This is a genomic window from Thalassospira sp. MCCC 1A01148, from assembly GCF_001613795.1.
In the GTDB taxonomy this organism is placed as follows: Bacteria; Pseudomonadota; Alphaproteobacteria; order Rhodospirillales; family Thalassospiraceae; genus Thalassospira.
The window spans coordinates 1-11,962 of the sequence record NZ_LPVZ01000017.1 but is presented as its reverse complement, the minus strand read 5'-3'; the positions used below and the strand labels follow the sequence as shown (position 1 = coordinate 11,962).

11 protein-coding genes are annotated in these 11,962 nt (G+C 55.5%); 3 read left to right on the top strand and 8 right to left on the bottom strand.

The window, feature by feature from the left end:
- Window positions 1-108 precede the first annotated feature (108 nt).
- Entirely contained in the window at window positions 109-1,650 is a 1,542-nt protein-coding gene (locus AUQ43_RS06500) for a gamma-glutamyltransferase family protein (RefSeq protein WP_062955460.1), read from the top strand.
- Here AUQ43_RS06500 and AUQ43_RS06495 read toward each other — a convergent pair.
- The 6 genes from AUQ43_RS06495 to AUQ43_RS06470 all read right to left on the bottom strand — a co-directional run bounded on the left by AUQ43_RS06495 (window position 1,643) and on the right by AUQ43_RS06470 (window position 8,090).
- A complete protein-coding gene (locus AUQ43_RS06495) occupies window positions 1,643-2,236 on the bottom strand; it encodes a hypothetical protein (RefSeq protein WP_062955459.1) in 594 nt (197 codons plus the stop codon). The two genes, AUQ43_RS06500 and AUQ43_RS06495, sit on opposite strands and share 8 nt — an antisense overlap.
- Window positions 2,237-2,342: 106 nt before the next feature.
- Window positions 2,343-3,242 (bottom strand): lauroyl acyltransferase, encoded by a 900-nt coding sequence (locus AUQ43_RS06490; RefSeq protein WP_062955458.1) that lies wholly within the window; start codon window positions 3,240-3,242, stop codon window positions 2,343-2,345.
- A complete protein-coding gene (gene lpxK / locus AUQ43_RS06485; RefSeq protein ID WP_062955457.1) occupies window positions 3,235-4,206 on the bottom strand; it encodes a tetraacyldisaccharide 4'-kinase in 972 nt (323 codons plus the stop codon). Before lpxK ends, AUQ43_RS06490 begins: the two co-directional genes overlap by 8 nt.
- Complete coding sequence (locus tag AUQ43_RS06480; RefSeq protein WP_062955456.1) at window positions 4,199-5,491, bottom strand: 3-deoxy-D-manno-octulosonic acid transferase; 1,293 nt, start codon at window positions 5,489-5,491, stop codon at window positions 4,199-4,201. Before AUQ43_RS06480 ends, lpxK begins: the two co-directional genes overlap by 8 nt.
- Entirely contained in the window at window positions 5,488-6,219 is a 732-nt protein-coding gene (locus AUQ43_RS06475; protein ID WP_062955455.1) for a lysophospholipid acyltransferase family protein, read from the bottom strand. The genes AUQ43_RS06480 and AUQ43_RS06475 overlap by 4 nt, the downstream gene beginning before the upstream one ends.
- Window positions 6,220-6,281: 62 nt before the next feature.
- Window positions 6,282-8,090 (bottom strand): ABC transporter ATP-binding protein, encoded by a 1,809-nt coding sequence (locus AUQ43_RS06470; RefSeq protein WP_062955454.1) that lies wholly within the window; start codon window positions 8,088-8,090, stop codon window positions 6,282-6,284.
- A 175-nt stretch (window positions 8,091-8,265) separates the two neighbouring features.
- On the opposite strand from AUQ43_RS06470, the gene AUQ43_RS06465 reads away from it, so the two are divergent.
- On the top strand, window positions 8,266-9,063 hold the full coding sequence (locus AUQ43_RS06465) for a hypothetical protein (RefSeq protein WP_062955453.1): 798 nt from the start codon (window positions 8,266-8,268) through the stop codon (window positions 9,061-9,063).
- 15 nt (window positions 9,064-9,078) lie between these two features.
- Here the strand turns inward: AUQ43_RS06465 and AUQ43_RS06460 are convergent, their stop codons facing one another.
- Window positions 9,079-10,221, bottom strand: a complete 1,143-nt coding sequence (locus AUQ43_RS06460; protein ID WP_062955452.1) for a glycosyltransferase family 1 protein — start codon at window positions 10,219-10,221, stop codon at window positions 9,079-9,081.
- Complete coding sequence (locus AUQ43_RS06455; RefSeq protein ID WP_062955451.1) at window positions 10,218-11,135, bottom strand: UDP-2,3-diacylglucosamine diphosphatase; 918 nt, start codon at window positions 11,133-11,135, stop codon at window positions 10,218-10,220. The genes AUQ43_RS06460 and AUQ43_RS06455 overlap by 4 nt, the downstream gene beginning before the upstream one ends.
- Before the next feature lie 218 nt (window positions 11,136-11,353).
- Between AUQ43_RS06455 and AUQ43_RS06450 the strand changes: the two genes are divergently transcribed.
- Window positions 11,354-11,962, top strand: a 609-nt coding sequence (locus tag AUQ43_RS06450) for a diacylglycerol kinase family protein (RefSeq protein WP_304440664.1), incomplete at its 3' end; no start/stop codon positions are given.

The window sequence follows — 11,962 nt, the reverse complement described above, 5'->3', positions numbered from 1 at the left end:
TGGCGGGTCAATGTTGGGTCAGCCAGAATTGATGCCCAATTGCTGGTCCCGCCGATGGAAGAAGTGCGAAAGACGGCAGACGCCAATAACTGACGGGAAATCAAAATCATGAAAACCCACGGGGCCGTTGCTGCAGGACATTCAGTTACCGCACGTGCTGCGGCCCGTGTGCTTGAAGAAGGCGGCAATGCCTTTGATGCGGTGATTGCCGCAATGTGGGCGGCCTGTGTGGCGGAGCCGGTTCTGGCTTCCCTTGGCGGTGGTGGCTTTGTCATGGCCAGGCCTGCCGGGAAGACGCCCCGGCTTTATGATTTCTTTGTTGAAACCCCGCTTGAAAAGCGATCACGCGAAGACCTTGAATTTGAAAGCCGTCTCGCGACCTTTGCCGGTGGTGTGACGCAGGAATTTCATGGCGGCTATGGATCGGTGGCAACACCGGGCGTGGTCGCCGGTTTGTTCGCGGTTCATGACGATCTTGCCAAACTTCCAATGGCACAACTGGTGGAGCCCGCCATTGAGGCGGCGCGTAATGGCGTCAAACTTGATGCATTTCAACGCTATGTCATGGGGATTGTCGAACCGCTTCTGGCCTTTTCCACAGATAGCCGGAAGGTCTTTGGCAAGGCAGGCAAAACCGATCCCGACAGTTTCGAGTTGCTGGACGCCGGTGTGGCTCACCGTCAATCCGACCTGGCTGACAGCATTGCCTATTTGGTCGAAAGCGGGGCAAAGGGCTTTTATCAGGGGGACCTTGGTACTGCGCTTGTGCGCGAATGTGCTGAGCATGGTGGGTACCTGACAGCACAGGATCTGGCGGACTATCGTGTGTTGGTGCGCGATCCCTTGCTGATCACCGGGCGCAAGGGGCGGTTTGTTTTAAACCCGCCACCGGCATCGGGCGGGGTTTTGGTCGGATTTGGTTTGAAACTGGCCCGTGAAATGGCGCTGGGGGCATTTGGTTCTGAACGCCATCTTGAAGCGATATCGCGGATCCTTCATGCAACAGGTCTTGCGCGTGGGGATCACGGGGCGAGCCCGTCGATTCTGGGCGATGAGCTTTGCGAGCGGTATCGATCGATGATTGGCGAACGTCCGCTTAGTCAGCAGGGTACGACCCATATTTCTGTCGTGGATGCCAAGGGCAATCTTGCTGCAGCGACCATTTCAAACGGATCCACGTCCGGGCGGGTTGTGCCCGGAACCGGTATCATGTTGAACAACATGCTGGGTGAGGCAGATCTGTCACCGGAGGGCTTTCATAACTGGCCATGCGGCGTTCGGATGACCTCGATGATGACGCCATCGCTGTATTTGGGCGAAGACGGGGCATCGGTTGCGCTTGGCTCGGGCGGATCAAACCGTATCCGGTCAACCATGCTGCAAGTTTTGCTTAACATCGATGCCTTTGACATGACTTTGCACGGGGCGATTTCGGCGCCGCGCATGCATGTGGAAGATGAACTTTTATCGGTTGAGCCCGGGTTTGATGGCGCGTTGCTTGACGGCTTAAGCCTTGCCAATCAACAACGCTGGGATTGTGAGGACATGTTCTTTGGCGGCGTACACGCGGCCAAGGTCAGTCTTGGGGGTGACAATCTTTCGGCCATTGGCGATGGACGCCGCAACGGGCATCAGGTCGTAATCACCTGAACCGCTGAATAACGGCAAAAATCAACGAGAAGATCGCGATCAGAATGATGGCGACGGTTGCAATCAGTAGTGCCTGCTTGGTGCGCAGTTCGTAGGCCTGTTTGCGTTCGATAAACACAATGACGTCGCGGCGCAGCTGATCCATTTCTGGCGCGACATCAAGGCCGGTGAGGTAAAGTTTCGCACCTGCACGTGCCAGAAGGTCATTTGTCTTGTTCATTTCGCGTGTGAACAATGCAAAGCGTTCTTCGGTATCGGCAAGATCGTCGAGAAGGTCGGCATCATCCCCACCGGATGAGGCAATGGTGATCGTCGTTCGCGTCAGATCACGGGCGTCTTCTTCGATGCATTTCGAAAGTGATTTGCGTGGTTGATCCGTGGTGCATTCCACCGGACGCGTGCCGAATTCTTCAAGGGCACGGCGCAGATGTTCCTTAAGTTGCTGATCAAGATCGGAAATCTTCAGGCGGATATCGCGCGCGGTATCGCGAATGCTGGTGTCATCCTGATCCAGTGCCATTGTTGGCCAGGCGACAAAGATCGACCCGGCAAGGATAAGACACAAAATGATCAATAAACGGCGCAAGAAAGGGCAGCTCCGGAGACGCGTTCGACAGGAAGCGAACCCGCAGTTTGCGTGAGCAGGGTTCTTATTCTGTTAATATTGGGACGAAATCGTCTGGCACCGGTATTTATTTTGGCCAGCGCCGATGCAGCCAAAGCCATTGTTCAGGGCGCTCGCGGATCCAGCGTTCCATGGTGGCGTTCACATCGGTCATGGTTGCCATAGTATCGGCGCGGCGGTCACCGGTTTTGGTGACTTCAAGTGGCGGATAGAACGTGACGCGGAAATGCGCACCATCAAGGCGTTCTGAACGAACAGGAATGATTGGCGCATCGTATTTAAGGGCAAACTGTGCCAGTGCGGGGGCTGTCATTGCATCGCGGCCAAAAAACGGCACGGCGATCCCGTCTGTCATCTTTTGATCAACCAGCATGCAGGCATGACCGCCATCTTTCAGATAGCGCGTGAGCTTGCGTGCGCCTTCCGGGCCTTTTTTGACCAGTTGTCCCTTAAAGGTTTTGCGCGCCCGCATGAACAAGCCTTCTACCCACGGATTATCCGGCGCGCGATAGACACTCATCATGTCCATATCAAGCACCTCGGCAATGCACATGGTCGCTTCCCAGTTGCCAATATGACCGGAAAAGAACAGGCCAGGTTTGCCATCGGTCTTGGTGGCAAGGCCGTTTTCAATGCCAACGATTTCGATGCGGGGTCCACCCGGGCGCATTTTATGCAGGTGGGGAATTTCGGCAGCCGAACGGCCAAGATTGTCCCACATTCCAACAATGATCTTGTCGATCTCTTCGGGGGATTTTTCCGGAAACGCCGCAACCAGATTGTTGCGCGCCTTTTTGGTTTGGCCGACTTTGGGGCCCAAGGTACGCAGAAGCCAACCACCAACCGCCGATGCCATGTCAACGGGCATCAGGGCAAACATCCAGTAGACCAGATACGCTCCAAAACCCTGCAGCGGGTGGGAGATGTATTTCTGGCGCATTTTGTAAAGTTGGCTGTTCTTATCCATCGGCAAGTACTGATGTCACAATCTTTGCAAGCTGATCTGGTGCCTCGAACACCAGACGAATGTCGAGACTGCTTATGCCGTCCCGGTCCTGTAATGGCAAGCGCATCAGATCCTTTTGGGTGGTGACCAGTCTGGCATCAAGCCGTGCCGCCTCGGCACGTAGATCGCCAAGCTCTTGCGCCGTAAAGGGGTGGTGATCTGAAAAATCACGTGTCTGGATGATTTGCGCGCCTGCCTTTCGGAGGCTGTCATAGAATTTCGAAGGCCGACCAATACCGGCAAAGGCCAGAACACGGGACTGATCGAACTCCGCGCCGTTGATCGGTTCTATTCCGGCGCGAAGCACCGGAACCGACGCCGGGAGGTGCGCAATGAATTCGGGTGTCTTGTCGCCAATCAGGATGATGGCGCGCACCTTCTCAAGGCCGCTGATCAGGGATTCACGCATCGGGCCAGCAGGCATGACACGGCCATTGCCAATGCCATAACTGCTGTCAATCACGGCAAAGCTGCAATCCTTGATCAGGGACGGGTTTTGCAAGCCATCATCCAAAATGATGGCATTCGCCCCGGCATTTCGCGCCGTTTCTGCACCGAGCGCACGGTTGCGTGAAATCCAGGCGGGTCCGTGATGGGCAAGTAAAAGCGGTTCGTCCCCGACTTTGGCAGCCGTGTCCGCATCGGGATCGACGCGATGTGGGCCTTCGATGGATCCTCCATAACCGCGACTAACGAAATGCGGCGTGCGCCCAAGTTTTGTCAGCAGGTTATAAAGCGCAACAGCGGTGGGTGTTTTTCCGGCCCCGCCGACAGTGAAGTTGCCAACGCAAAAAACCGGGCAACCGGGATGACGCGGGGTTGTGGTCAGGTTCCGGAAACACGTGCCCGCCCGCCAAGCCGCGGAAAGCGGGCTTAGAAGTTTTGGGATAATACCTTCATGTCGCCAGAATTCCGGGTCACGCATAATCCACCTCTTTGATGTCCTTTTGCGCCATCAGGGGGCGCAAGGCATCAAGTGTTCGATCAAGGACCTCTGCCTTGGAATTTGCGTAATCCAGTGCTGCTTTCGCAACCTTTTTGGCACTTTCCGTGTCGCGTAGCAGTGCTGCAACTTGTCGGGCAAGGTCATCCCCATCGGCTGCAGGACGACATGCGCTGCTGGCCAGCATCTCGGCGCTGATGGCCGCGAAATTGCTCATATCCGGGCCATGCAGGATGGCGCAGTCAAGGCGTGCTGGTTCAAGCGGGTTCTGCCCGCCGCCGACACAAAGGGTTTTGCCCATGAAGACAACCGGCGCAATCCGGTAAAACAGGCCAAGCTCGCCCATGGTGTCGGCAAGATATATGTCCGTCCCCGGGGTGATGTCATGGCCAAGGCTGCGACGCGAAACCTGAAGACCCTGCGCGACCAGATCGGATTCAATATCATCTGCGCGGTCGGGATGACGCGGGACGATGATGGTCAGGACCCCTGTATGGTCCTTGGCAAGATTTTTGTGTACCTCGCCGGCAATCTGTTCTTCGCCCTTGAATGTGCTTGAGGCCAACCAGACCGGACGGGTGCCAATCTGTTCCTGCAGCTTGGAAAGGGCCGCCTCATCTGCCGGGAGCGGCGGGGCGGCAAATTTCAGGTTCCCAACCGTTTGAACCGATGTCGCGCCGAGGCTTTCGAAGCGTTCGGTCTCGTCGCTGCTTTGCGTCAGGATAACATCAAAGGCGGAAATAACGGGACGGATGAAGGACGGGTAGCGGGAGTATCCCTTGAAGCTCTTTTCGGAAATGCGGCCATTGAGAAGGGCAAGTTTGACGCCCGCCTTTTTTGCCTTGGTCAACAGGTTCGGCCAGAAGTCGCTTTCAAGCCAAAGCGCGACATCAGGTTTCCAGTGATGAAGGAAACGTGCGACACAGACCTGGCGGTCAATCGGGACAAACTGGTGAATGACCCCATGGGGCAGGCGCGCGTGCATCATGGTCGCCGATGTGACCGTTCCGGTGGTCACCAGAATGGAAGCGTCCGGATAACGACGGCGGATTTCATCAATCACCGGCAAGGCGGAAAGAGATTCACCAACACTGGCACCATGTATCCAGACCAGATGGCCCTTTGGGCGGGCTGCGCCCGGATGGCCAAAGCGTTCACCGATCCGGCCTGCATCTTCCTTGCCGCGGTTCTTGCGACGGTTCAGATAAAGGTTTAGCGCCGGACCAAGCAGGCGGGTTGCCGCGCGATAGGCGTAAAACAGGCTCATGACCCTGTTTCCCCCGCTGCAATGGCCGATCGCTTTTGTTTGGGGAGTTCATCGGGCGCAGCAGGCGGGATAACATCAAGACCCAATGACTGATCGGTTCTTTGGGTGAGCTCGGTCAGGGCATTTTCAAGCTCAACCCGTTTGGCTTCCATGCCTTCTTCATCAAGCTTGCGGTCGACAAAGATCGGATCGCCCCAGTGAAAAACACCGCGAGAAAATGGCAGCGGTAAAATGAACCGATCCCAGCTTTGAATGACCTTGCGATTAGAGGCCGAATAGGTCAGCGGGAAAATCGGAACACCGGCCATTCGGGCGGCTTGAATAATGCCGTCCGATGCCCGCATGCGTGGACCGCGCGGGCCATCGGGGGTCATGCCGACAACTTCGCCAGCTTTCAACGCTTTAAGAATTTGGCGCAGGGCTGCGGCACCGCCTTTGCCCTTGCCGGTCGATCCGGCGATGGTCTTGATATCAAACCGCGCAATCGTACGAGAAATGATTTCCCCGTCACGATGCGATGAAATCAGCATGTTAAACGGCCGGTCCCCGCCAACAGATCGCCACGTATAGGGCATCATCAACAGGCGCTGATGCCAGAAGGCAACGATGAACGGTTTGCCTTCTGTCAGATAGTGGGCCGGATGGTCGCCGCCTTCGGTGCGCCAGCGTCCTGTGGTCCGCATCAGGCGCACATACGATGCCGCCAGCCAGCACAGTGTGCTGCGCATTGTATCGCTTTTTATGATCCGTTTATGCCACTGCACGCAAGTTTGTCCCGAAGTTGCCCGGATCAGTTTCCGTTTTCTTCCGAGAATTGCAAGTTATAGAGATGGGCATAAGCCCCTCCCTGTTCGAGCAATTCGTCGTGTTTGCCCTGTTCGGTGACGCGCCCGTTGCTGATGACGCAAATCTTGTCGGCATCAACGATGGTCGACAGACGGTGCGCGATCACAAGGGTGGTACGCCCCTTCATCAGTTCGGCCAGCGCCCCCTGAATGTGGCGTTCGGATTCCGTATCAAGGGCCGAGGTTGCTTCATCAAGCAACAGGATCGGCGCGTTCTTCAGCATCGCACGCGCAATGGCGATACGCTGACGCTGCCCGCCCGACAGCTTCACACCATGCTCGCCGACAATCGTGTCATAGCCATGTTGAAGCTGTCCGATAAAGTCGTGGGCAGCGGCCTGACGCGCGGCTTCTTCGATTTCGGCATCCGATGCGCCAGCACGACCATAGGCGATATTGGCACGCACTGTATCGTCAAACAGGGTGATTTCCTGGCTGACAAGTGCGGTTGCCTTGCGCAGGCTTTCAAGCGTCACATTGCGGATGTCCTGACCATCAATGGTAATGGCCCCCTGATCAATTTCATAGAAACGCGGGATCAGGTTGAGGATCGTCGATTTACCGGCACCCGATGGGCCGACAAGGGCCACGGTTTCGCCCGCCTTGATATCCAGATCAATCTCACGCAGCGCTGTGATTTCAGGGGTATAGGCAAAGGCAACGTTTTTGAAGTTGATGTTGCCACCCGAAACCACAAGGTCTTTGGCATCCGGGGCGTCCTTGATTTCTGGTTCGATATCAAGAACTGTGAAAACACGCTGGGATGCAGCAAGGCCTTGCTGCAGGGTGATGTTGATGTTCGCCAGACGTTTGACCGGCTCATAGGCAAGAAGCAGGGCGGTGATAAAGGCAAAGAAGCTGCCCGGATCACTTGCACCATCAATAACGCGGCTACCACCATAAATGATGATTGCGGTAATCGCGGCACCACCAAGTGTCTCCATGATGGGGGAAGAACGTGCGCTGACGGTCGATGCCTTGAAGCTCAGTTTGAAGACGGTTTCAACCAGCTTGCCCATGCGCGAGCATTCATAGGGCTCCATGCCGTAGGCCTTCACATGGCGGATGCCCTGGAAGGTCTGTTCAAGCAGAGTGGCGAATTCGCCAATCTGTTGCTGGGTGTTGGCGGAAACCTTGCGCATGCGCTTGCCCAGCCGCGCAATCGGATAGATTGCCGCAGGAAATACGGTAAAGGCGATAATCGCCAGCAGCCAGTCCTTGTAGAACATGACGCCGACCAAAACGATGGCGGTCAGAAGATCCTTGCCAAACCCGGTGAGCGAGTTTGAAACCGCTGCACGCATTGCAGTGATGTCATTGGTAAAGCGTGTGATCAGCTTGCCGGTATTGGTGCTGTGGAAAAATCCGATATCCAGCCGAATGACATGCTCATACAGGCTGTTTTGCAGATCGGCCAGAATACGCCCGCCAACATAGCTCATCAAAACGGTCTGGCCATAGTTGGCAAAGCCCTTGAGCGCGAAGGAGCCAAGAACCGCCGCGCCAACGGGCACAAGCATGTGTTCCTTCTTGTTGATGAAAACATCATTGATGATCGGATCCATCAAAAGCGCGTAAAGACCGGTCGCACCGGCCATCGCTGCCATACACAGAAGGGCAAGCAGGATTTTGCCAAAATAGGGGGCAACCGCATCTCGCACGATACGCTTGACCAGCGGCCAGGTACCCCAGTGTTCTGCAGTATGATCCAACGAATTCTTTGGCAATGATTTGATCCCGGCCTTCTTTGCCATTTCCAGATTGTATCGAACTGATACTATCGTTATGGATACGGCATTATAAAAGTAAATTACACGCGCTGTTGCTAGCACGCTCGGACAAGGGCGGCAAGCTGCTGAAACGCTTTAACGGACACAAAAATGGTCTGCATTACAGCAGATTGCCAACTGCGACATATAAGACAAATAAATGAACGAGCAACTCCACGCACTTGTTGAACGTACCCTTGCCAAGGGTGTGGGGGCGCGTGTCTTTCCGCTGCGCTGGGACAACCGTCGTATTTGGGTGAAGCAATCTGTTCGAGCCAAGCACAAGGTCTGGCACCGGGTTCAGCGTTTTGCGGCAAATATTACAGGCATCCCGTTATTGCGCCCGACGGTGTCGCCGGGCGGACAGGTTGGCCTTGAAAGCGAAGCTGCAACATTACGCAAACTAGCCCAGGTTGGCGTTCTGGTCCCTGATCTGATTGATGTCGCAGATCACTGGATTGCCATTGGCGACAATGGCCGCATTCTGAAAAACTGTATCGAAGATGACGTGCTGAAAGGTGATGATAAAGCCGTTCGCGCGTATGTTGTCGATGCTGGCAAGGCCTTGGCACGGTTGCATGGCGAAGGCGTTGCACATGGTGCGCCGCTATTGCGCAACATGACCCTGCGTGATGATGGTCAGATCGGTTTTATTGATTTCGAAGAAGACCCGAACGCGCGTATGCCGCTTGCCGATGCACAGGCGCGCGATGTTTTGCTGTTTGTCTTTTCCATCCAGCGCGAATTCAAGAAACGCCCGGAACTGCTGCGGGCCGGGTGGCAAGCATATGTTCAGGCCGCTGGCGAAACCGCATCGCAATTGGTGCCGCTGCGTAAGGTGGTCCGTCTTTTACGGCCGATTTACCTGCTGCTGCGTCCGTTCCGCCGTTGGCTGGGCACGGATGCGCTGAACGGGCTCTGGGCCTATCGGACGTTGCGCAAAAGCCTTTACCGTTAGGCGTGAATTCCTGGCCTATTGCGCAGGTTGGCCGATGGGTGCGTTCCCTGTATTTGCGTCGGTACCCCGGTCGTCGGCGGTTGCATCCGGCCTTGTCATGCTGGCGCATGCTACATCATCCAGCGACACACGCACCGCCTCGATCCCGTCAAATCCACCGGAAAACGGTGCGAGATTGTGCAGGAACTGGTTGGCCGAGTTCCGCCAGCTATATTGTTCGGCCAGTGCGCGGGCATCTTCGCTTTTAAGATCCAGTGCGGCCAAGGCAGCTTCGCGAAGATCGGCATCAATCGCCCCGGCCTTGGTGTCGCGCACGATGTCTGCTGGTCCCTGAACCGGGAAGACGGCAACCGGGGTGCCTGATGCCAGTGCCTCAAGGATCACCAGCCCGAATGTGTCGGTCTTGCTGGGGAAAACAAAAACATCCGCCGCGGCGAATGCTGTTGCCAGTTCCTCGCCAACCTTTTTGCCAAGGAACTGCGCGTTGGGATACTTGCCCTTGAGTTCATTCAGCTGGGGGCCGTCGCCAACAACGAACTTTGTGCCGGGCAAATCAAGGTCAAGGAAATGGCCGATATTCTTTTCCACCGCGACACGGCCAACAAACAGCCAGTGCGGTTTGGGGAAGTCACCAAAGCTGGCGTCCGGGCGGGGGCGGAACAGATCAAGATCCACACCGCGTGACCAGATGTGCAGGTTTTTGAAGCCCCAGTCGGACAGTTCCTGGCGCAGGGTTTCGGTCGCGACCATGACCGATTGCGATTTGCCGTGGAAATGCTTCATGCCGCGATAAAGGATCGAAAGCGGCAGACGCCAGCGGGCGTGAATATATTCCGGGAAGCGCGTGTGATAGGCGGTCGAAAACGGAATGCCGTTTTTCAGGCAATAGGCCCGTGCAGCCTGACCCAGTGGGCCTTCTGTTGAAATATGAATGGCGACGGGATGAAGGGCCTCGATCATTTTGGCCATCTTGCGCTTGGCAAAAAGGGCCAGCCGGATTTCCGGATAGGTCGGGCAGGGGATGGTTTTAAACTGATCGGGCGAGATGACATGAACGTCATGCCCCATCTCGCCCAACTCGCCCCGTACGGTTTCAAGGGTACGGACTACACCGTTGACCTGCGGATACCAGGCATCGGTTACGATCAGTATTTTCATGCAGTCTTTCCAATCGGTGCATCATTGCCCTTTTTCGATGAGCCTGATGCAGAAGAGCCCGAATTATGGGCGGTGCGGAACATGGAAATCAGTTTGCCAAGGCCAAGCGAAGGCGCGCTTGCGGCATCGCGACCGGGACTTGAATGGCTCATGGCCATCTGGCGCATTTCAGCCCAGTGCAGCAATTCAAGCTTGCCATCCATGTCTTCGACAAGGGCGGTGCAGCTTTCGACCCAGTCCCCGTCATTGCAATAGAGCACATCACCGATTTCGCGCTTTTCGGCGTGATGGATGTGTCCGCAAACCACGCCGTCCACCTTGCGTTTGGCAGCTTCGTGGGCGACGGCATTTTCAAAGTTGCAGATGAACTGAACGGCGTTTTTGACCCGGTTCTTGAGATAGGCCGAAAGCGACCAGTACCCATAGCCGAGGCGACGGCGCAGGTTGTTGAAATGGCGGTTCAGGGTGATGGCAAGGTTGTATGCGGTATCACCCAGATAGGCGAGCCACCTGGCATATTTGACAACCCCGTCAAATTCATCGCCATGAATGACAAGCAGGCGTTTGCCATCAGCCGTGACGTGGATGTCGTTCATTTTGACGTCGACATGGCCGAATGTCATATCGACAAACTCACGGGCGAATTCATCATGGTTGCCGGGGACGAAGATGACTTTGGCGCCATTCTTTGCCTTTTCCATGATTGTCGTGATCACGGCATGATGACTTTCCGGCCAGTACCAGCTTTTCTTGAGCCGCCAGCCGTCAATGATGTCACCGACCAGATAATAGGTGTCTGCCGTTACTTCGTTGAGGAAATCCAATAGAAGGTCTGCCTGACATCCACGTGTCCCCAAATGGACGTCTGAAATCCAGACCGTGCGGTAATGCGGTTGCAGCGTCATCGCTGTCATTGCCGCTCCTCCGTATCCTGCCAAAAGGACGGCTGGAATTCGACAATTTGTCTTGCCGAATACTGTCCCCAACCAGTATCCGTTTAAAACAAATCATGCGATTATATAACCCGTTCACAGAAATTTCGCGGTTCTGTAAAGCAACTGTTACATTTTTTATTTCATATGTTAGGGCGCATGAAAAATTTATTTCATTTTTATTTCGGAAGTTGGTCCAGATGCCCGATACGGACGTGACTGTCATCTTTAATCCGCGTGCCGGGGGCAACAAACAACGGTTTTTGTCCCAGATACTGCAACATGCCGGTGTCAAAGTGGACTTGCTTCAAACCACCCATCCGGGACACGCCCGTGAACTGGCGCGCAAGGTCCGCGCGCATCAACGTCTGTTTGTTGCCGGCGGTGATGGATCCTTGAATGAGGCGCTGAACGGGCTGCTTGATGCCCAGATCGAAGGGCACGAAGTCCCGCCACTTGGTATTATTCCGCTTGGAACGGCCAATGTGCTGGCGGTTGAGGTCGGTCTTGAGATCAAGGCAAGGGCAATTGCCGATTACATCAACAATCCCGGCATGGTCTGGGTGCGTCCGGGACTGGTTAATGGTCGGGCATTCTTTTTGATGGTCGGTATGGGCGCCGATGCGGATACGGTGGCCAATGTGTCGCTGCGCCTGAAACGCCTGATCGGCAAGGGAGCCTATGTTCTTGAAGGCCTGCGCAACATCTTCTTTCCGCGTCATCGTGATTTTGAAGTCAATATCGGTCAGGAACATTACCGGGTGTCGGGTGTGGTCGTGACCCATGCCCGCCATTATGGCGGGGGGGTT

Coding starts and splice junctions, on each gene's coding strand:
- AUQ43_RS06480 (WP_062955456.1), bottom strand. CDS start 5,491: ATGAGCCTGTTTTACGCCTATCGCGCGGCAACCCGCCTGCTTGGTCCG.
- lpxK (WP_062955457.1), bottom strand. CDS start 4,206: ATGCGTGACCCGGAATTCTGGCGACATGAAGGTATTATCCCAAAACTT.
- AUQ43_RS06460 (WP_062955452.1), bottom strand. CDS start 10,221: ATGAAAATACTGATCGTAACCGATGCCTGGTATCCGCAGGTCAACGGT.
- AUQ43_RS06490 (WP_062955458.1), bottom strand. CDS start 3,242: ATGGATAAGAACAGCCAACTTTACAAAATGCGCCAGAAATACATCTCC.
- AUQ43_RS06455 (WP_062955451.1), bottom strand. CDS start 11,135: ATGACAGCGATGACGCTGCAACCGCATTACCGCACGGTCTGGATTTCA.
- AUQ43_RS06470 (WP_062955454.1), bottom strand. CDS start 8,090: ATGGCAAAGAAGGCCGGGATCAAATCATTGCCAAAGAATTCGTTGGAT.
- AUQ43_RS06475 (WP_062955455.1), bottom strand. CDS start 6,219: ATGCGCAGCACACTGTGCTGGCTGGCGGCATCGTATGTGCGCCTGATG.
- AUQ43_RS06500 (WP_062955460.1), top strand. CDS start 109: ATGAAAACCCACGGGGCCGTTGCTGCAGGACATTCAGTTACCGCACGT.
- AUQ43_RS06465 (WP_062955453.1), top strand. CDS start 8,266: ATGAACGAGCAACTCCACGCACTTGTTGAACGTACCCTTGCCAAGGGT.